The following is a 20,611-nucleotide window of genomic DNA, read 5'->3' as shown; positions in this document are numbered from 1 at the left end:
GTGGCACAGCAGTGCCGCACACCGTGGTGGGGATTCGATCGTGTTCTGCTGCCTGCGGCCCAACCCAGCTCCGCTGGACGGAGGGGTTGTGCACTGCCAGAGCAGTGATCCTGCGCGCGCGAACGCCCGCGGAATTCGGAACCGGACAAGTCTCGCACAGGCACGCCAAGCGTGCAACCCGGGCGTGTCGCGAATTCGTGGCGTGTCGCGGCCGGCTCACGGGCCCGGATCCGCGGACTTCGGACCGGCCTGGAGGATCGGATCACCCCCGTCACGCAGCGCACCCTCCCGACGTGGTCGGGAGGGTGCGCTGGCGATGCTCCGGACGCCTAGTCGGCGTCCACCACGGGCGGCACGAACCACGGCGGGAACACCGCGACGCGGGGCGCGCGGCCCCCCTGCTCGGCCAGGAGCGTCTTGACCTGCTGGCGGACGCGGTCGTTCGGGACGCCGATCACGGCGACCGAGGACAGCGGCACGCGCGGCCCGGCGAGCAGTTCGAGGCCGTGCATCTCCGGGTCGGTGAAGTCCGTGCGGCGGATGAGGTTCGTCGCGGCCGCGGGGCCGACGGCGAACCGGACGTCCTCGGCGTCGGCGTCCTGGTCGGCGACGATCACCGAGGCGCCGAAGGCGGAGACGGGCACGACGAGGACGACGTACTCGACCGCACGTGTGCGTCGGGCGGCGTCGGACCACCGCTCCCCCTCGGCGCCGCGGCGGAGCTCGTCCCACCGCGTGGCGTCGGGCGAGAGCGAGAACGTCACGTGCCCGGACACCGGACCGCCGTTCGGCGCGGACGCGTCCGCGCGTGCGGCGCGGGTGGCCGGGGAGCTGACGTCGACCGCGGGTGTCGCCGCGTCGGCCGCGAGGATCGCGCCCTCGGCGACGATCGACGCGAGGTTGTCGACGTGGGTGGCGTGGTGCGCCCGGAGCGACGCGAAGTCACGGGGTTCCGGCAGCTCGGGCGCAGCGGGCGACCGCAGCGACGAGGAGCCGCGCGCGGGCGCGGGGGTGGATCGGAGGTCGGTGGTGATGCGGGTCCGGCGGGGCGCCGGCGTGGTGGGGACCGCCGGCGTCTCGCGCTGGCGGGGGGAGCAGATGTCGCAGAGCTCGGTGGGGAAACCGTGGATGCACTCGTCGGTCACGACTGGGGAGGGTCCTTCCGTGCCCGTGTGGGGGTGGTCGGGCACGGTGTCCAACCGTACGTCATGATCCGGCGCACGCGGTCACCGCCCGTCGTCGTCAGAGCGGGACGGCGTCACTGGCGGTAGAGCAGGGCGCGCACCTCGGACTCCGCTGCGTGCAGCCGCGCCGGGTCGATCGTCTCGCCGTGCTCGTACGCATCGAGCAGCCGCGGGTCGATGTAGCTCTGCCGGCACACGGTCGGGGTGTTGCCGAGTTCCTCGCTGGCGGCCTTCACCGCGTGCGACACCGCCTTCTTCCGCTTCGCCTGGCTGGGCTGCGTGCCGGTCTTCGCCAGGTCGACCGCTGCCGCCACGGTCCCGTGCAGGGTCCGGAAGTCCTTCGCGGTGAACGCGTCGCCGGCGCGCTCCTTGACGTACTCGTTGATGTCCTCGGCGGCGAGCGGCTCCCACTCGGCGCCGCGACGCTCCCGGAAGGCCAGCAGCCGGGCGTTCGCCCCACGGCGCTTCATCCCGGCGATCACCCGCGCCAGGTCGGCGTCGTGGATCGTCGAGGACCACTCCTGCCCGCTCTTGCCCGGGAAGTCGAGCTCGATGTCGTTCCCCGAGACGTGGGCGTGCGCGCACAGGAGCGTCGAGAGCCCACGGCTCCCGTGCTCGGTCGCGTAGCGCTCCGAGCCCACCCGGAGCGATCCCTGGTCGAGCATCCGGAACGCCGCGGCCAGTGCGCGTCGACGGTCGGGCTCCGGTCGGCGGAGGTCCTGCGTCACCATCCGACGCGCGCCGGGCAGTGACTCCGCCAGCGCGAGGGCCCGGTCGTACTTGATCCGGTCCATCCGCTCCCGCCACGACGGGTGGTACATGTACTGCCGGCGACCGGCTCCGTCGATGCCCGTCGCGAGGACGTGCCCGTTCTCGTACGGCGAGATCCAGACGTCGTCCCACGCCGGCGGGATCACGAGGTCCTCGAGCCGCTGGCGCACCTCGGGGTCGGTGACGGTGTTGCCGTCCGGGTCGCGGTACGAGAAGCCGCGACCGCTGCGGACACGGTGGTAGCCGCGGCCGTTGGTCGCGGATCGGCGGAGACGGGTCACCGCACCGATGCAACACGTGCACACCTGGGACGGACCACGGACTGCCACCGCCGGACGAGCAGATGCCGTCGGAACGACGAAGCGGGGCCGGACCCGAAGGCCCGACCCCGCTTGCGCAGTACTCCGTTGGACGGAGTTACTTGATGATCTCCTCGACCGTACCGGCACCGACCGTACGACCACCCTCACGGATGGCGAAGCGGAGGCCGGCCTCCATGGCGATCGGCTGGATCAGCTCGACGGTCATGGAGACGGTGTCGCCGGGCATGACCATCTCGGTGCCCTCGGGCAGCGTGATGACGCCGGTGACGTCCGTGGTGCGGAAGTAGAACTGCGGACGGTAGTTCGCGTAGAACGGGTTGTGACGGCCGCCCTCGTCCTTGGTCAGGATGTAGGCGTTCGCCTTGAAGTCCGTGTGCGGCGTGACCGAACCCGGCTTGACGACGACCTGGCCGCGCTCCACGTCCTCGCGCTTGAGGCCACGGATGAGCAGACCGGTGTTGTCACCGGCCTCGGCCTTGTCGAGCAGCTTGCGGAACATCTCGATGCCCGTGACCGTGGTCTTCTGCGTCGGGCGGATGCCGACGATCTCGACCTCGGAGTTGAGGTCGAGCGTGCCACGCTCGACACGACCGGTGACGACGGTGCCACGACCGGTGATCGTGAAGACGTCCTCGATCGGCATGAGGAACGGCTGGTCGGTGGCGCGCACCGGGTCCGGGACGTTCTCGTCGACGGCGGCCATCAGGTCCTGGACGGACTTGACCCACTTCTCGTCGCCCTCGAGCGCCTTGAGCGCCGAGACCTGCACGACGGGGGCGTCCTCGTCGAACTCCTGCGAGCCGAGGAGCTCACGGACCTCGAGCTCGACGAGCTCCAGGATCTCCTCGTCGTCCACCATGTCGGACTTGTTCAGCGCGACGACGATGTAGGGGACGCCGACCTGGCGGGCGAGCAGCACGTGCTCACGCGTCTGGGGCATCGGGCCGTCGGTGGCGGCGACCACGAGGATCGCGCCGTCCATCTGCGCCGCACCCGTGATCATGTTCTTCACGTAGTCAGCGTGACCCGGAGCGTCGACGTGAGCGTAGTGACGCTTCTCCGTCTGGTACTCGACGTGGGAGATGTTGATCGTGATGCCGCGGTCGCGCTCCTCGGGAGCGCTGTCGATCTGTGCGAAGTCACGGGCCTCGTTGAGGTCCGGGTACTGGTCGTGCAGAACCTTGGTGATCGCCGCCGTGAGCGTGGTCTTGCCGTGGTCGACGTGACCGATGGTTCCGATGTTGACGTGCGGCTTGGTCCGCTCGAACTTGGCCTTGGCCACTGTGGGTCCTCCTCAGGACTCGGAGAGCAAGCCCCCGGTCGCGAGACCGTTGGCGTGCAGGGTGTGTGTCATTACTGTACTTGGTGGCGAGGGGCCCGTCGCCGGGCACCCTCGCCTGTGGAGAGAACGCCGGAGCGTTACTCTCCGCTGTTCTTCGCGATGATCTCCTCGGCGACCTTGGCCGGGACCTGGCTGTAGGTCTCGAAGGTCATCGAGTAGACCGCACGACCAGAGGTCTTGGACCGCAGGTCCCCGACGTAGCCGAACATCTCGGACAGCGGAACGCTCGCGCGGACCACCTTGACGCCCGAGGCGTCCTCCATCGAGGCGATCTGGCCACGACGGGAGTTGAGGTCACCGATGACGTCGCCCATGTACTCCTCCGGAGTACGCACCTCGACGGCCATGATCGGCTCGAGGATGGCGGGGCCGGCCTTGCGGGCGGCCTCCTTGTAGGCGATGGAACCGGCGATCTTGAACGCCATCTCGGACGAGTCGACGTCGTGCGCCGCGCCGTCCTTGAGGATGGCCTTCACGCCGACGGTCGGGTACCCGGCCAGGATGCCGACCTGCATGGCGTCCTGGATACCGGCGTCGACCGAGGGGATGTACTCACGCGGGACGCGACCACCGGTGACGGCGTTCTCGAACTCGTAGACCTTCTCGGCCGTGACTTCCATCGGCTCGAGGGCGATCTGCACCTTCGCGAACTGGCCGGAACCACCGGTCTGCTTCTTGTGCGTGTAGTCGTAGCGCTCGACGACCTTGGTCAGGGTCTCGCGGTACGCGACCTGCGGCTTGCCGACGCTGGCCTCGACCTTGAACTCGCGCTTCATGCGGTCGACGAGGATGTCGAGGTGGAGCTCGCCCATTCCCTTGATCGTCGTCTGACCGGTCTCGGCGTTGAGCTCGACGCGGAACGTCGGGTCCTCTTCGGCGAGCTTCTGGATGGCCGTGGAGAGCTTCTCCTGGTCGGCCTTCGTGTTCGGCTCGATGGCGACCTCGATGACCGGCTCCGGGAACGTCATCGACTCGAGGACGACCTGGTTGGTCGGGTCGCACAGGGTGTCACCGGTGGTGGTGTCCTTGAGGCCGATGACCGCGTAGATGTGCCCGGCGGTGACGTTGTCGACCGGGTTCTCCTTGTTGGAGTGCATCTGGAAGATCTTGCCGATGCGCTCCTTCTTGCCCTTGGTCGAGTTGACGACCTGGGCACCGGACTCGATCGAGCCGGAGTACACGCGGACGTAGGTCAGACGACCGAAGAACGGGTGCACCGCGACCTTGAACGCCAGGGCCGAGAACGGCTCGGTGGCGTCGGGCTTCCGGATGATCTCCTTCTCTTCGTCCTTGACGTCGTGACCGATCATCGGCGGCACGTCGAGCGGGGACGGGAGGTAGTCGATGACCGCGTCGAGCATCGGCTGGACACCGCGGTTCTTGAAGGCCGAACCACAGAGGACCGGGTAGACCTCGGAGGCGATCGTGAGCTTGCGGATCGCGCCCTTGATCTCGGCCTTGGTGAGCTCCTCGCCACCGAAGAACTTCTCGAGCAGGGCGTCGTCGGTCTCGGCGACGCGCTCGATCAGCTTCGCGCGGTACTCCTCAGCACGGGCCTGGAGGTCCGCGGGGATCTCCTGGACCTCGTACTGGGCACCCATGGTGACGTCACCCTTGGCATCGCCGGGCCAGACCTTGGCGTGCATCTCGATGAGGTCGACGACGCCGACGAAGTCGTTCTCGGCACCGATCGGGAGCTGGAGCACGAGGGGCTCAGCGCCGAGGCGGTTGATGATCGTGTCGACGGTGAAGTAGAAGTCCGCGCCGAGCTTGTCCATCTTGTTGACGAAGCAGATGCGGGGGACGTCGTACTTGTCCGCCTGACGCCACACGGTCTCGGACTGGGGCTCGACGCCCTCCTTGCCGTCGAAGACGGCGACGGCACCGTCGAGGACGCGGAGCGAACGCTCCACCTCGACCGTGAAGTCCACGTGACCGGGGGTGTCGATGATGTTGATCTGGTTGTTGTCCCAGAAGCAGGTCGTCGCGGCCGACGTGATCGTGATGCCGCGCTCCTGCTCCTGCGCCATCCAGTCCATCGTCGCGGCGCCGTCGTGGACCTCACCGATCTTGTGCGTGATGCCCGTGTAGAACAGGATGCGCTCGGTCGTCGTGGTCTTGCCGGCATCGATGTGCGCCATGATGCCGATGTTGCGGACCTTGTTCAGGTCGGTGAGCACGTCCTGTGCCACAGGTTCCTCCGGAAGAGTTGTAGGAGAGGTTGGCGTCCGGGAGGGCGCCGGGGTTCTTGACCGCCGACGCCCTCCCGGTGCCGGGACTACCGGCCGGACTTACCAGCGGTAGTGGGCGAAGGCCTTGTTCGACTCGGCCATCTTGTGCGTGTCCTCACGGCGCTTGACCGCGGCACCGAGACCGTTCGACGCGTCGAGGATCTCGTTCATGAGACGCTCGGTCATCGTCTTCTCGCGACGGGCCTTGGCGTACGAGGTGAGCCAGCGGAGCGCGAGGGTGTTCGCGCGGTGCGGCTTGACCTCGACCGGCACCTGGTAGGTCGAGCCGCCGACGCGGCGGCTGCGGACCTCGAGGGTCGGACGGACGTTGTCGAGCGCCTTCTTCAGCGTCGCGACGGCATCCTGCTGGTTCTTGGCGGTGACGCCTTCGAGTGCATCGTAGACGATGCGCTCGGCGAGGCCCTTCTTGCCGTCCAGGAGGATTTTGTTGACGAGCTGCGACACGATCGGCGCGCCGTACACCGGGTCGGCGACGACGGGACGCTTCGGGGCGGGACCCTTGCGAGGCATCTAACTCAACCCTTCTTCGCGCCGTAGCGGCTGCGGGCCTGCTTACGGTTCTTGACGGCCTGGGTGTCCAGGGCACCACGGATGATCTTGTAGCGCACGCCGGGGAGGTCCTTCACACGACCGCCGCGGACGAGCACCATCGAGTGCTCCTGCAGGTTGTGGCCCTCACCGGGGATGTAGGCCGTGACCTCGGTGCCGTTCGAGAGCTTGACACGAGCGACCTTGCGCAGGGCCGAGTTCGGCTTCTTGGGGGTGGTGGTGTAGACGCGGGTGCAGACACCACGCTGCTGGGGGTTCGCCTTCAGTGCCGGCGCCTTGGTCTTGACGACCTTCGGCGTGCGGCCCTTGCGAACGAGCTGCTGGATGGTAGGCAACTGTTCTCCTGGTTCTTCGCTCGTGCTCTGGCCAGCGCGTTCCGCTGGCTTCCTCATCCCACGCCGATCGCCGCCTGACGGCGGAGGGGGCGGGGATGGATGTCCGAGCCGACGATGCCGACCCGGGATTTCGGGCGCGCCCGAGGGCGCACACCCGGGAGAGCCTACCCGCGCGGTCGGGCGAAATCAATCCGGGCGCGTCGTGGCGCGCACCACCTGCGCGCCGGAGCGGGTACGGTCGGTCGGTTGCCCGCCCGACGGCGGAGGCGAGCCGATCCGCGGGGGTGGGTCGTGCCTCCAGGCCGGGGACCCGACCACCCGCCGGACGGGTGCCGGGTCAGGAGCCGGAGTCCGACGAGCCGTTGCCGACGGCCGAGACGAACGTCGCCCCCTGGTCGGTGAAGCCCGTGATGTAGCCGCTCGCGTTGACGTTCATCGGACCCGCCGAGGCCGTGCCGGTGCCGGCGGAGTTCGAGATGTCCGCCGTGAACTTCGCGCGCCCGTTGGTGGTGGTCGAGACCAGCCAGCCGCGGGAGACCCAGTCGCTGACCGCGACGACCGGACGGGACTCGAGCGTCCACTTCTGGTTCGTGTACGTGTAGGCCGGGTCCTCGCCGTAGGCGTAGAAGCTGCACCCGGGCGGCGCCGTCTCGGTCGAGGCGATGCAGCCGTCGACCCACTTGTCGACCGCGTCCTTCGCGGCCTGCTGGCCGGCGTCGGTGAGGGTCGTCTGCAGCGTGACCGGCACCGATCCCCCGGCACCGCCGAAGCCCGACACGGTCGTGCGCTGGGCGTCCGCGGTGAACCACTTGCCGCCGTCGACGGCGATCGAGTACTCCCCCGGCAGGGCCTTGAGCGTCGCGATGCCGTCCTTCGACGTCGCGACCTTCTGATCGGCGACGCGGACCGCGGTGCCGCTGGGGCCGCTCACCGCCACCTGCACCTGTCCGAGGCGGGGCGCCTCGAGGTCCCAGACCGGGAAGACGCCCCAGTCGGTGCCCGTCTTGTCGAGCGTGAACGTCGCGGCGACGTCGCGGCCGCCCTGCTTCAGGTAGGCGCGGACGCGGGCGGTGTCGCCGGCGGTGTCGGTCGCGGCGATCCGGTAGCCGGTCACCCGCCCGGAGGCCTTGGCGTACGCGGCGTCCGTGAGGAGCACGTCGTTCTTGCCGTGCTCGATGCCCGCTGCCGACAGGGCGTCGTCCACGCGACCAGCGGTCAGGTCGTCGAGGAAGGCGCGGACCGGACGGTCGGGCGAATGCGAGGAGGTGCCGACGGAGTAGCCGACGATCCCGGCGACGGCCAGCAGCACGATCGCGGCCCCGCCGGCGATGATGCTGATGAGCGGACCGCGACCGAGGCGCCGTCCGGGCGGCACCGGTCGGGGTGCGACCGGCTGCTCGGCCGTGCCCCTGATGGTGTCGACGTGCGGTGTCGCGGCCCAGTCGGCCGCCTGTCGCTGCTCGGTCATGCGTCCCCCGTCGTGCCTGGTGCGTGCGTGCTCCGGGATCCTACCGCCGGGGGACGACGTCGGACCGGGCTGCGGTCTCCGCGCACCCCGTCCTCGCCCGTCAGCGGTGGTCGGAGTCCGCCGGGGCCTGCTGCGGTGCGGTGCGGGCCTGGTGTCGCGCCGCCGCGATGCCGCCGACGACGCAGAGCAGCGCCACGACGACCGAGCCGACGACGAACGGGCTCAGCGCCGAGCCGGCCGGGAACACGAGGAGCTCGGTCGCGTCGCCGCGGACCATGGAGTAACCGAACGAACCGACCGCGAGCATCACGAGGTACGTCGACGCGGCGGCCACGAGTCCGGTCACACCGGGGTTGCCCTCGCGGATGCCGGCGGCCGTCGTGACGAAGACCACCACGCCGGCCCCGAGGACCATCGCCGGGCCCAGGTACGCGGTCGCGTCCGGTTGGGGGATCGCCTCGACGTCGGCAAGCAGGGCCTCGAAGCCCGTCACCGCGATGACGAGCGCGATGAAGAGGACCGACGTCATCGTCGCGATCAGCCACCGGGACATGGGGCGATCGTACCGCCGGGCCGCCCACGGGGGCGTCCGGCTGCGCGATCGGGCCGGTTCAGGGGCGGGCGGGCTGGTCGGCCGGCATCGGCGCCCGTGCGGTTCCGTCCTGATCCTGGGTCGCGTGGCCCTGCCCCTGAGGCACCTCGTCCTGGGTCGCCTGGTCCTGCGCCGCCTGCTCGTTCGCTGCGGCGACGAGGGCGAGCGCGATGGTCGCGGTGATCACCGGGATGGACCCGGTGATCGGCACGGTGGGCGCGGACTCGGTCTGGAGGCGCGGCTCGGCCGCGGGGAGCGGCCCGGTCTGGAGGCGCGGCTCGGCCCGGGCGGGCGCGAGCGGCTCCGCCTGGTGGTCGCGGAGCGCGGGTCCGACGACCGGCAGGACCGCGGTCGTCGTCGGCGGCTCCGCGTGCAGGACGACGGGCTCGGTCGTGGACCGGCCGGCACGCACCCGGGCTCGGCGCGCGCGCCCCATCCGGACCAGCACGACGACCGCGACGACCGCCCAGATGCCGTTCACGATGGTCGACGGGATCGCGTGGTGGGCCGCGACGTTGATCGCCACCGACAGTCCTCCGACGAGGTTGAACACCTGGTACAGCGGCCCGTTGGGGATCTTCCCGAGCGAGAACAACAGGTAACCAGCAAGGACGGTTACGGCTCCGAACCAACCGAGGAACTCCACGATTCCGACCAACACGCGCGACTCCGGGCACGACGAGGAACGGCCGTCCAGAGGCGACCGTCCGAGAGGGGGGTGAGCAGTCGCGAGTGCGACGTCGGGAGCATCGTAGGCACACCGACGGGTGTCGCGGAAGTGGGTGCGGCGTGGCGTGGCGCACCCACTTCGCGGGGTGGGTTCCGAGGGGATGTCAGCCGGCGGGGGTGGCGGTGGCGGAAGGGGTCGGCGAGGCGGTCGCGGACGCGTTCTCGGTCGCCTGCGACACCTGGGCGGCTCGCATCAGCGAGGACGTACACGAACCCCGAGAGGGTCCAGGTGGTCCCGCCTGCGGTCGGGGCAGCGGACGCGTCGGCCGCGGTCTCCTGCTTCTGCGAGGTGATGCCGTTGACGAGGAACAGGCGCTCTCCGCTCTGCACGCCCTTGGTGAACTGCAGCGCCTGCGCGAACGACCCCGAGACGTCGATGCTCACCGCGATGGTCGAGAAGTTGGCGCCGGTGATGCGGCTGTCCGTCTTCGTCGCCGGGGCCACGGGCGACGTCGGCGCAGCGGCCGTCGGCTCGCCGCTGGGCGCCGGGGTCGCGCTCGTGCCGGTGGACGCAGGTACTCCACCGGTCGTCCCGGTCGACGCCGGCGGTGCGTACGCGGCCGCCCACGCCGTCGTGATGCCCGTTACCGTGACGCCGGACGAGGACGCGACCGCGTCGATCTCCTTGTAGAAGGCTGCGGTGGCGGGGGTCGACGGGACGGAGGCCTCGAGCGTCGCGAGCTCCTGCTGCTTGCTCGGAAGCTCCTTCGACTGCTCCGCGAGTCGGGCGAGTTCGCTCCGGTAGGTCTCGTTCGTCGCCTCGATGGACGCCTGCTGCTGCCGGTTCGCCGCGGCGGCGGCCAGCTGAGGTTGCACGCCGAGGAAGAACCCGCCGACGAGGACGACGCTGCCGATGACGAGTGCCACGACGAGGTGGAGCCGGTTCCTGGTCACTTCGCTCGCTCCTCGTACTTGCCGTCGTAGGCGGCTTCGTTCACGTGCACGGTCATGTTCACCGTGTAGTGGCCGTCCTCGTCGACACGCGACACGGCGTTCGCGTTCGCGTCGACGAACCCCTTCAGCCCACGCACGCGGTCCAGCCAGTCCGGGATCGAGGGCAGCGTCGGGCTGTCCGCGTCGAAGGTGACCGTGGCGATCCGGACACCCTGCAGCGGGGCGTCCGCCTGCGTGTACGGCGCGAGCGGCGACGCCGAGTCGACGGTCACCCCGGTGATGGCCACACCGGCGGGCAGCGAGTCCTGGGCGCTCTGCAGGTACGCAGCCCAGTCGATCTCCGTCGCTCCGCCGACCGCCTGCGCCGAACGGACGAGGTCGGAGCGCCCCTCGACGTCGCGGACGTCCGAGTACTGTCCCTGCTGCTGCAGCAGCGCGGTGCCCTCGCTCTGGGCCGTCCGGAGCTGGCTGGCCGAGGTCATCTGGTCCAGCGCCGTCATCCCGGTCCCGACGAGCACGAGCGCGGCGACCACGGCCACCCCGAACCAGACCCGGCGGACGACGACGCGCTGGCGACGGTCGACGAGCACCTCGGTGGGGAGGAGGTCGACCCGGGGCGAGCCACCGACGACGAGGTCCCGGGGAGCCCGGCGGTTCTGCTGCCTCGAGCGCTTCTCGTGGTCGGACACGAGCTTGGCGGCCGACGAGGTCGGTCGGACTGCGCGGAGCCGTTCCATCGTGCCGGTCATGCTGCTCGTCCTCCCGCGGCGAGGCCCCAGGCCACCGCCATCGACTGCCCGCGTTCGGCCACGACCTCCGGCGCGATGCTCCGCGCCCAGTGGACGCCCGTGAAGGGGTCTCCCACGACGGTCGGGACGCCGGTCGTCTCGGCCAGGGCCTCGCCGAAGCCCGGCAGGCCGCTGCCCGCCCCGGCGAGGACGAGCCGTGCGATCGGCGCGCCGTCGCCCTTCGTGTTCACGAAGTAGTTCAGCGTGTTGCGGATGCTCGCGATGAGCTCGTTCGTGGCTTCGCGGACGACCGCGGCGGCGCGGACGTCGTCGGCGGTCTGCGCCCGCGCCCCGGTGCCGATCCAGCGCTTCACGACCTCGGCCTGCTCGAGGGAGATCTCGAGCCGCACGGCGATCTGCTTCGTGACCTCGTCGCCGCCGGTCGGGATGATCCGGACGAAGTGCGGGACCCCGTGGCGGGCGATGACCACGGTGGTGGCGTTGCCGCCGAGCTCGACGATGGCGGCGGCCGGGACGTCGGTGGGTGCGAGCACGCGGCTGAGGGCGAACGGGATCAGGTCGACGCCGACCGGGTGGAGACCGGCGAGCTGGACGGCTCGGACGTTGGCGAGCACGGCGTCCTTGATGGCGGCCACGAGCAGGCCGTGCACGACGGGTCCGCCCTCGCCGCTGCCCTCGGCGATCGGGTAGAAGTCGAGGATGGCCTCGCCCACCGGGACCGGGAGGAGGTCCTGGACCTGGAACGGGAGCGACTCACGGATCTGTGCCAGCGGCGCCTTGGGGACGGTGAGGTCCCGCGAGAGCACCCGCTGGTTGCCCATGCCGAGCGCGACGTCCTTGGTCCGGAAACGACCGACGGCCCACAGCTCCCGGAGCGCGGCGGCGACGGTGTTCGGCTCGAGGACCTCACCGCGACTGGTCGACCCGATCGGCAGCGGGACCTCTGCGATGCGGAGGATGGACGGGGCGTTCCCGCGGGTCCGCGCGACCTCGACGGCACGGATGGATGTGCTGCCGATGTCGATCCCGACGACGTTCTTCGCCATTGCTCGTTCTTCCGCTCGTGATCAGGTGAGGCCGATGAGGCCGAGGTACGCGTTCCACAGCGGCGTGCCGAGGAGGATGCCGAGCCATGCCCCGCCGAGCATCCAGGGCCCGAACGGGATGCCGCTCCCACGCGCTGCGCGACGGGTCACGAGCAGGCCGATGGCGAACGTAGCGCCGAGGGCGAACCCCCCGAAAGCTCCCACTGCGAGGGGTCCCCATCCGAGGTACGCCAGCACCAGCCCGAGGACGCCCGCGAGCTTCACGTCACCCATGCCCATCCCGCCCGGGACGACCACGGCGAGGGCGAGGTACAGGACGAACATGATCGCTGCACCGCCGACGGCCCGCAGGAGTGCACCCCAGTCCCCCGTCGTCGCGGAGGTCGTCGCGAGCAGGACCCCGAGCACCGGGTACGCGGGGAGCACGATCGCGTCGGGCAGCCGGTGCGTGTCGAGGTCGATCAACGCCAACGAGATCGACACGGCCATCAGGTACAGCAGCCCGACGAGCAGCACCAGGGTCGGACCCGCGGGCGCTGCGTGCACGACCCCGGATGCGAGGACTCCGCCGGTGACCAGTGCGAACGACGCGCTCGTACCCGCCTCGACGAGCGGGTACCGCGCCGAGATGCGCGATCCGCAGTCGCGACAGGCGCCACGGAGGACGATCCACGACAGCACCGGGACGTTGTCGAACGCGCGGATCTCGGCTCGGCACGCCGCGCACGAGCTCGCGGGCCGTACGACCGACAGCCCGGCCGGCACGCGGTGCACCACGACGTTGAGGAACGAGCCGACGAGCAGCCCGAGGACCGCCGCGAGGCACACGATGGTCGGCGCGAGCGGTTGCAGGGCGTTCACACGCACACCCCCGCTCGCTGGACGCACGCACCGGACACCGCGTACGCCGCGGAGACCTCACCCATCGTCGTGACGCCGTACGTCGTCGTCACCGGGTTGAGGAAGCTCGGCGGCGCCGAGTGCTGCAGCCGCGCGTCGTAGGAGTAGGCCTTCCGGTACCCGCTCGACCCGGAGCGCACGACACCGCGGAACTTCTGCGCGATCGCCCCGAAGATGGTGAGGGTGCCGCGGTCGCCGCCGTAAGCGTAGTTCTGGACCTGGAAGGTGTGCGCCGCCGAGATGATGGCCGCGTCGATCTCGCGGTCGGTGTCCCCGAGCATCGATGTCACGCACGTGCTCCGTCCGCACGCCGAGTTCTGCACGGGGTTCCAGACCATGACGGCGTTGGTGGCGGTGAGCCCGAGCATGTCGGAGCCGCGGTCCTCGTAGGTGGTGTCGCCCGTCACGTAGAGGTAGTTCTCCGCGGCCACGGTCACCTGCCCGTCGACGACGCCGTGCACGAACGCATCGCCGGACCGGGAACCGTAGCTGCACGGGGACGAGCTCAGTTGCACCTCGCCGGCGCGCGGGTACCCGACCCCGTTGCCCTGGTTGCAGGTGTCCGGCAGCGCGGTCGTCGAGGACGCGTTCACGTCGCCCGCCTGGGGCACGTTCTGGACGTACACGAGGTTGTTCGCCGGGACCGGGACGGTCGCGCCGGCGCTCGAACCGAGCGCACCGGCACCGGTGCCGGGCTTGCCGCACGCCGCCGGCGCGGTGCCCTGTAGGGGGTTCGTCGCGTCGGTCCTCGTCATCTTCGACCACGGCGAGCGCACGGTCATGGTGCCGTCCGCGTTGAAGGTGATGTCCGTCGGACCGGTGTACATGCATCCGGGCGTGCGGGTCGCCGACGCGACGGTGTTGTACTGGGTGGCGGACTTCTGCTGCGCGTTCGTCGACGGCATGCCGATCGTCGACGTGAAGGCCGGTTGCGTCACCCCCGCGGGGAAGGACTGCCCGGAGCAGGACACGCCGTTCGAGTCCACCGGGTTGTACCGGAGGCCGCTGGTCGGGTTCGACGTCGTGATCTGCTTCGTGAAGCTCGCCTGGCAGATGCGCATCGTGTCGTTCGAGTGCGCCGGACCGTCGATGGTGTCCCCGCCGGAGAACGCGATCTCCCCGCACTGGTTGCCGTTCCGGATCGCGGGACGTCCCTCCCACGCATGCTTGACGCACGACTGTGGGACCCCCGTGAGCACCGGGTCCTGGATCTCGTAGTCGGTGAAGTACAGGAAGTCGATGAAGCCCTGCTGGCGGATGCTCGCCACGACGGACCGGACGGCGGAGCCGACCTTCCCCGTGGCCCGGATCCGGATGCTCCCCGTGTCGAGGTACTTCGAGGCGTCGACCTCGTACCGGTAGGCGGAGCGACCGTCGCCTCCCGGGACCGTCGCCCAGGTGCCGGTCGCACCGGTACCGAACGCGGGGTTGCTGGCGAGCCCCGTGGGGAGCGTCAGTGCCGTGCTCGTCGAGGAGAAGGGCGCGGCGGGGTTCCCGTACTGGGTGTACCCGGTGTCGTTCGAGAGCCGCGCCTCGTAGTCCTGGACCCCGGCGTAGGCAGCACTGAGCGCGGCGTTCCAGTCGGAGTCGGACGAGGACTTCTTGATCCCGGCGACGGCGACCGTGGTCGCGGTGGCGATCATGAACACCACGACCGTCCCGAAGATGATGGCGATCGCGAGGGCCATGCCCCGTTCGTCGCGGAGCGCGTCGAGGTGCAGTGCGCGTCGGAGGCGGATCACGACTGGTCCCCTGTCGGGTCGAGGAGGTTCGGCAGACCGATGGTGTTCCGGAGGGTCGTGCCGTTCTGCAGGGTGCTCGCCGACGACGACACCCGGAGCGTGACGCGGACGAACGCGATCTGACCCAGCTGGGCCGCGGAGAGCAAACCGGTCGACGGATCGGGGGTCAGGGTGGCACCGGAGAGCTGCAGGTACTCGAACACCGGGGTGGCCCCGGCGGCCGGGACCTCGATCGACGAGGTGATCGTCGTCGTCGTGCCGGATCCGGGGAACGTGTAGTACGCGTTGTCGGTCGTGATCCCGGGGACGATCTGCTCGGTCAGTGTGCCCGAGGAGCCGACCGTGAAGCGGACCTGCTGGGGCGCCGCGGTCCGCCCGGTCGCGACCAGGGTCGTGAACTGCACCGTGTTCGTGCCCGCGACGGCGAAGGCCGGGGCGTCGCTCGTCCCGAGACGCGGGTTGTCCGCGGCGGAACGCACCTTGCGGACGACCTCGTTCATGGCGGTCGACGCGGCCCGACCGTTCTGGTCACGCGCCGCCGCGAACGTCGTCGCCGTGGTGATCGAGTAGAAGGTGCCGCCGACGATCGCGAGCAGGACGGCGAAGAGACCCATCGCGATGAGGAGCTCCACGAGGGTCAACCCGCGGTCGTCGCGGCGGACGCGGTCGAGGACCGTGCGCGCGAGGCGGTTCACGGCGCGACCCGGGGGTCGAGGGTCACGGACCCGGTGTTCAGGAGGACCCCGAGGAGCCCCTTCGCGGTCACGTTCCGCGGCAGTGAGGTCGCATCCTTCTGGGCCGTCACCGACCAGGTCCCGTACGGCAGCGCGAGGGTGACGTCGGTCGTGCCGGACGTGCCCGACGCCGCGCGGGCGAACGTGTAGCGCTGGGTCACCCGGCAGCCGGGATCGCCGTTCGCCGGTGCGGCCGTCGTCGCGGTCAGGACCGTGTCCGACCGGTTGATCGTCACCGTGACGGCACCGGTGGCGACCGCCGCGGTGAGCTGGTCCTTCGAGACCGCCGGTGTCGGGGTCTTGCCGATCCGTCCGTCGGACGCCTTCGGCCAGGCGGTCGGGTCGGTCGATAGGCAACTGCTCGCGTTGACGGTACCGTCACCGTTCGTCGTGTTCGAGTCGTAGATCCCCGGGTAGACGACGTAGCCCGACGGGATCGGGCTGAGGTACTGCGTGGCGGGCGTCCCGGTCAGCCGGGCGACCCCGTAGGTCGACACGAACGAGGTCGTGAGGTTCGTCGGCAGCATCGCACCCGGCGTGTTGCTCGCGTACTGCATCGCGACGGCGATCGCCGGGTCGTACGTGAAGGACGCCCCACCGGACTGCCCGGCCTTGACGACGACGGTCTTCGTCGGGGCGGCCTGCTGGTCCTGGTCCCGGTACTGCGCCCCACCCGGACCGCCGAGCGTGACCGTGTACGTGCCGGGGACGACCTTGATGGCGACGGTGCACCCGTCGGCGTTCGTCACCGTCGGCTGGGTCGCGAGCGCGAGCGCGGTGTTGCCGGGCACGTCGGCGAGCGGCGTCGGGACGACGGACACGGGCACGCCCGCGGTCCCACCGCTCCCGGTGATCGACTGCACCTGCACGAGGATCGTGCCGAGGGTCGGGTCGTTGATCTTGGTGGAGGGCGAGAAGACGGTCTCCTGCGTGACCGGAGCCGCCGAGCCCATGCCGGGCCACGTGACCTTGATGTGCACGTTGAGGAACAGGAGCTGTGCGGTGGTGCCGGCGGCGGACGCGGAGCAGCGATTCGTGGTGCCGTCGGTGTACTGCCAGTCGAGGGTCCGGCGCACCGTGTAGGTGCGGCCGTCGACCTGCGGCGTCTCGGTGCTGCCGGCCATTCCGGTGATGTTCGTCTGCGCCTGGATGCGGGCGGTGTCGATCGCCCCCGCGGCGAGGTTCACGGCCTGCGCGCGGGCGGAGTTGTCCGAGGTGATGCGCATCACGGAGGCGATGCCGACGAGGGCGCCCGCGATGATGACGCCGAAGACGGTGATGGCCACGATGACCTCGACGAGCGTGAAGCCCGCGTCACGCGGTCGTTCCTTGGTGTTCACCACTGTCTCCTTCCCGGTTCGACGCGCGGACGGGGGCCGAGCGGATCGCTCGACCCCCGTGCGACGGGTGTTACGGCGTGACGGTCGCGTTCGCGGCCGAGAACGAGGTGCCGGAGCAGCTCCCGGCCTTGACGCCGGCGCTCTCCGTCGCGGCGAAGGACTTGCCGGTCGAGCTGATGCCCATCACGCAGAACGACGTCCCCGAGCCGGAGTAGACGAGCTGCGCTTCGGCGTCGCTGAAGGTCGCGCCGGCGGCGGACCAGGTCTGGCCGCCGGTCACGCCCGCAGCGTTGAGCCCAGAGGCGGCCTTCGTGGACAGGTTGGCGGGCAGCGTGTTGCTGTTCTGGGTCGAGATGCTCACGACCGCCGTCTTGAGGTTCGACACGTCGTTCTGCACACCCGAGTCACGCGCGTTGTTCTGCACGCCGAGGTACACCGGGATGGCGATCGCGGCGAGGATGCCGATGATGATCACGACCACCAGGAGCTCGATGAGCGTGAAGCCCTTGTCGGACTCCTTGGCGATCTCGTTGCGGCGAGCGTTGAGCTTGCCCAGCAGCGCGAAGTACATGGTTGTTCCATTCTTTCAAGAATGCATTCGGGTGGGTCGGGGGCTGTGCTGCCGCCGCCGTCAAGCGTATTGACGGCACTTTCCGGGCATAATCCCGAGAACGGGGGGTGGAACGCCAGCGAAATACCCCCATTACCGGGGCCAGGCAGCGACCAAACCACCCCTGAACGGGGCATACGCCTCAGTGGATGAGCGACGAGATCTTGAAGATCGGCAGGTACAGCGCGATGATCATGCCGCCGACCACGACACCCAAGAATGCGATCAACAATGGCTCGATCAATGCGGTCAACGCCTCGGTCGTGGATTCCACCTCGTTGTCGTAGAAGACCGCGATCTTCTCCAGCATCACCTCGAGGGAACCGGCGTCCTCGCCGACCGCGACCATCTGCGAGACCATCTCCGGGAACACGCTCTCGCGCGCCAGGGGTTCTGCGATCGACTCGCCCTTCCGGACCGCTTCGGCGACCCGCTCCAGCGCGCGCTGGACCGTGAAGTTGTTCGAGACCTCGCCGACGATCTGCAGCGCCTGCAGGATCGGCACGCCGGCGCCGATCATGTTCGAGAAGTTCCGGGCGAAGCGTGCGATGACGATCTTGCGGTTGAGCGCGCCGAAGACCGGGAGCTTCAGTCGCAGCGGGTCGACGACGGCGCGGACGGCATCGGTGTGCTGCTTCGCGCGCCACCAGAACCAGCCGGCGACGACCGCGGCGACGAGGATCGGCCCGACCCACACCATCGCGTTCGAGGCGTAGACGAGCAGCAGCGTCGGCAGCGGCAACTGCCCCCCGAGCGACGCGAACATCTTCTGGAAGATCGGCACGATGAAGACGAGCATCACCACGACCGCGACCAGCGACATCACGAGGACCACGACGGGGTAGGTCATCGCGGACTTGATCGTCGAACGGAGCTTGTGCTCCTTCTCGAAGTTCGTCGCGATCGAGTCCATCGCCTGGTCGAGGAAGCCGCCGGTCTCCCCCGCCCGGATCATGTTGATCATGATCGGCGGGAAGTCCACCGGGTACTTGCCGACCGCGTCCGAGAACGAGACGCCGCGCTCGACGTCGTCCCGCACCTTGCCGAGGATCTCCTTGAGCTTCTTGCTCTCGGTCTGGTCGGCGAGGATCGTGAGGGCCCGGAGCAGGGAGAGCCCCGAGGACAGCATCGTCGAGGCCTGCCGCGACATGATCGCGAGCTCCTTCAGCCCGACGCCCCGCTCGAAGCCCGGGATCTTGATCTCGGTCTGCAGCCCGGTGCCCGGCTTCGCCTCGGAGATCGCGATCGGCGAGACGCCCATCCCTCGGAGCCGCTGGACGACGGCACCCTCGGACGCGGCGTCGAGCCGTCCCTTGACGAGCTTCCCGTTGCCGTCCCGTCCCCGGTAGTCGTACGCGAGCGACATCAGTGGCCCCCCGAGAACTTGTCGCCGAAGTCGATCTCCGAGGCGGCGATCGCCGCCGCGGACGAGTCGGACGGCGACTCCACGCGCTGCACCAGGCGGTCGAAGCCGTCCTCGTCCTGCACCTTCTCCATCGCGGCGGCGCGCGTGATGGTGCCGACGTTGACGAGCTCGGCGAGGTCCTGGTCCATTGTGTGCATGCCGCTGTCCCGCCCGGCCTGCATGGCCGAGGTGATCTGGTAGGTCTTGCCCTCGCGGACCAGGTTCGCGATCGCCGGGGTGGTCCGCATGATCTCGGTCGCGACGACCCGGCCGGAGCCGTTGGCCTTCGGCACGAGCGTCTGGCAGACGACGCCCTCGAGCGTCGCCGCGAGCTGCGTCCGGATCTGGCCCTGCTGGTGCGGGGGGAAGACGTCGATGACACGGTCGATCGTGCCGGGGGCGCTCTGCGTGTGCAGGGTGGCGAACACCAGGTGTCCGGTCTCGGCGGCGGTCAGCGCGACGGAGATGGTCTCGAGGTCGCGGAGCTCGCCGATCAGGATGACGTCGGGGTCCTGCCGGAGGACGTGCTTCAGCGCGGCGGCGAACGAGTGCGTGTCGGCGCCGACCTCGCGCTGGTTGATGATCGCCTTCTTGTGGTCGTGCATGAACTCGATCGGGTCCTCGACCGTCACGATGTGGTCGGCGCGGGTCTCGTTGACCAGGTCGATGAGCGCCGCGAGGGTCGTCGACTTGCCGGAGCCGGTCGGTCCGGTGACGAGCACGAGGCCGCGCGGGAGCTTCGCGAACGCGCCGACGTGGTCGGGGATGCCGAGCTGCTTGAGCGTCTTGATCTGCGTGGGGATGATGCGGAAGGCCGCGCCCCAGTTGCCCCGCTGCTGGTAGTAGTTCACACGGAAGCGGTACTCCGGCGACAGCGAGTACGCGAAGTCGAGCTCCTGCTCGTGGTCGAACTGGCCGGCCTGCTCGGGGGTCAGGAGCGTCTTCAGCGCGGCGATCACCTTGTTTCGGGACCACGGTCCGCCGGGGACGGCGGGACGGAGGGACCCGTCGACGCGGACGGTCGGTGGCGCGTCCGCGGTGACGTGCAGGTCGGAGGCGTCCTGGTAGACCACCTGCGCGAGCGCGGTCACGAGGTCGGCGTCCGCGACCTCGCGCGCGTGGCGGGTGAAGCCGATCTCGGTGTGCGCGACACCGCCGACGGCCGGCTGGTGCGCGACGGGCACGGCCGGGAGGATCGTGGTCGGTTCCGCGGGCACCACCGGCAGGTGCTGGGTCACCGCGTCGGGGTACCCGTACGACGCCGTCGAGGCGGGAACGGCCGCCGGCGGCGTTGCCGGCGCAGCCTGCGGCTGCGCCACCGGCACCGCGGCGGCACCTCCGACGAGCGAGCTCGGCCCCGGGGCACCGGCCGCGCCGCCGCCGGTGCTCCCGGGCACGTACCAGGGCTGCTCGTCCGACGGGTGGAGCTCTGCGGACAGGTCGTACACCGCGCCGCCGGCGACCGGGGCAGCGGGCGCGACGACGTCGGGCGACGTCGGGGTCCACGCGGCCGCCTCCGCCGCAGCGGCGGCGAGGCGTGCGGCACGGCGGCCACCGACCTCGTTGCCCGGCTGCCCGGGGTGCCAGCCGGCGACGGGGTCGTCGCCCGCCTCGATGTCGTACACGGATTCGTCCATCGTCCTGTC

At 70.1% G+C, this 20,611-nt stretch carries 19 protein-coding genes; all 19 read right to left on the bottom strand.

Annotated elements, in window-relative coordinates; translation table 11 throughout:
- Positions 1 to 329: 329 nt before the first annotated feature.
- On the bottom strand, positions 330 to 1,145 hold the full coding sequence (locus HUN59_RS01825) for a DarT ssDNA thymidine ADP-ribosyltransferase family protein (RefSeq protein WP_174777343.1): 816 nt from the start codon (positions 1,143 to 1,145) through the stop codon (positions 330 to 332).
- Between the two features lie 113 nt (positions 1,146 to 1,258).
- Positions 1,259 to 2,236, bottom strand: a complete 978-nt coding sequence (locus HUN59_RS01820; protein ID WP_058742335.1) for a DNA topoisomerase IB — start codon at positions 2,234 to 2,236, stop codon at positions 1,259 to 1,261.
- A 136-nt stretch (positions 2,237 to 2,372) separates the two neighbouring features.
- Complete coding sequence (gene tuf / locus HUN59_RS01815) at positions 2,373 to 3,560, bottom strand: elongation factor Tu (RefSeq protein WP_058742334.1); 1,188 nt, start codon at positions 3,558 to 3,560, stop codon at positions 2,373 to 2,375.
- 137 nt (positions 3,561 to 3,697) lie between these two features.
- Positions 3,698 to 5,812: an elongation factor G gene (fusA, locus tag HUN59_RS01810; protein ID WP_058742333.1), complete on the bottom strand. Its 2,115-nt coding sequence runs from the start codon at positions 5,810 to 5,812 to the stop codon at positions 3,698 to 3,700.
- 99 nt (positions 5,813 to 5,911) lie between these two features.
- Positions 5,912 to 6,382 carry a 30S ribosomal protein S7 gene (rpsG, locus tag HUN59_RS01805; RefSeq protein WP_058742332.1) on the bottom strand — a complete coding sequence of 157 codons (471 nt, stop codon included), beginning with the start codon at positions 6,380 to 6,382 and terminating at the stop codon, positions 5,912 to 5,914.
- Between the two features lie 5 nt (positions 6,383 to 6,387).
- Positions 6,388 to 6,756 carry a 30S ribosomal protein S12 gene (gene rpsL, locus HUN59_RS01800; RefSeq protein WP_058728453.1) on the bottom strand — a complete coding sequence of 123 codons (369 nt, stop codon included), beginning with the start codon at positions 6,754 to 6,756 and terminating at the stop codon, positions 6,388 to 6,390.
- A gap of 337 nt (positions 6,757 to 7,093) precedes the next feature.
- Positions 7,094 to 8,224, bottom strand: a complete 1,131-nt coding sequence (locus HUN59_RS01795) for a hypothetical protein (protein WP_174777342.1) — start codon at positions 8,222 to 8,224, stop codon at positions 7,094 to 7,096.
- A gap of 100 nt (positions 8,225 to 8,324) precedes the next feature.
- On the bottom strand, positions 8,325 to 8,777 hold the full coding sequence (locus tag HUN59_RS01790) for a DUF6121 family protein (RefSeq protein WP_174777341.1): 453 nt from the start codon (positions 8,775 to 8,777) through the stop codon (positions 8,325 to 8,327).
- 58 nt (positions 8,778 to 8,835) lie between these two features.
- On the bottom strand, positions 8,836 to 9,411 hold the full coding sequence (locus HUN59_RS01785) for a hypothetical protein (protein ID WP_174777340.1): 576 nt from the start codon (positions 9,409 to 9,411) through the stop codon (positions 8,836 to 8,838).
- A gap of 20 nt (positions 9,412 to 9,431) precedes the next feature.
- Positions 9,432 to 10,439, bottom strand: coding sequence for a hypothetical protein (locus HUN59_RS01780; RefSeq protein ID WP_174777339.1), 1,008 nt, complete (start codon positions 10,437 to 10,439; stop codon positions 9,432 to 9,434).
- Entirely contained in the window at positions 10,436 to 11,188 is a 753-nt protein-coding gene (locus HUN59_RS01775; protein ID WP_174777338.1) for a hypothetical protein, read from the bottom strand. Before HUN59_RS01775 ends, HUN59_RS01780 begins: the two co-directional genes overlap by 4 nt.
- Positions 11,185 to 12,234 (bottom strand): type IV pilus assembly protein PilM, encoded by a 1,050-nt coding sequence (gene pilM, locus HUN59_RS01770; protein WP_174777337.1) that lies wholly within the window; start codon positions 12,232 to 12,234, stop codon positions 11,185 to 11,187. Before pilM ends, HUN59_RS01775 begins: the two co-directional genes overlap by 4 nt.
- Before the next feature lie 21 nt (positions 12,235 to 12,255).
- A complete protein-coding gene (locus HUN59_RS01765; RefSeq protein WP_254629965.1) occupies positions 12,256 to 13,095 on the bottom strand; it encodes a prepilin peptidase in 840 nt (279 codons plus the stop codon).
- Complete coding sequence (locus HUN59_RS01760; protein ID WP_174777336.1) at positions 13,092 to 14,876, bottom strand: hypothetical protein; 1,785 nt, start codon at positions 14,874 to 14,876, stop codon at positions 13,092 to 13,094. The genes HUN59_RS01765 and HUN59_RS01760 overlap by 4 nt, the downstream gene beginning before the upstream one ends.
- Positions 14,873 to 15,571 (bottom strand): PulJ/GspJ family protein, encoded by a 699-nt coding sequence (locus tag HUN59_RS01755; protein ID WP_174777335.1) that lies wholly within the window; start codon positions 15,569 to 15,571, stop codon positions 14,873 to 14,875. The genes HUN59_RS01760 and HUN59_RS01755 overlap by 4 nt, the downstream gene beginning before the upstream one ends.
- Positions 15,568 to 16,950 (bottom strand): type IV pilus modification PilV family protein, encoded by a 1,383-nt coding sequence (locus tag HUN59_RS01750; protein WP_174777334.1) that lies wholly within the window; start codon positions 16,948 to 16,950, stop codon positions 15,568 to 15,570. Before HUN59_RS01750 ends, HUN59_RS01755 begins: the two co-directional genes overlap by 4 nt.
- A 70-nt stretch (positions 16,951 to 17,020) precedes the next feature.
- Positions 17,021 to 17,521 (bottom strand): type II secretion system protein, encoded by a 501-nt coding sequence (locus tag HUN59_RS19915; protein WP_058741128.1) that lies wholly within the window; start codon positions 17,519 to 17,521, stop codon positions 17,021 to 17,023.
- Positions 17,522 to 17,702: 181 nt separating this feature from the next.
- Entirely contained in the window at positions 17,703 to 18,926 is a 1,224-nt protein-coding gene (locus HUN59_RS01740; protein WP_174777333.1) for a type II secretion system F family protein, read from the bottom strand.
- A complete protein-coding gene (locus HUN59_RS01735; RefSeq protein ID WP_174777332.1) occupies positions 18,926 to 20,602 on the bottom strand; it encodes a type IV pilus twitching motility protein PilT in 1,677 nt (558 codons plus the stop codon). Before HUN59_RS01735 ends, HUN59_RS01740 begins: the two co-directional genes overlap by 1 nt.
- Between the last annotated feature and the right edge of the window lie 9 nt (positions 20,603 to 20,611).

The sequence above is a fragment of the Curtobacterium sp. Csp2 genome (assembly GCF_013347165.1).
This window is presented reverse-complemented; position numbering and strand designations above follow the sequence as displayed.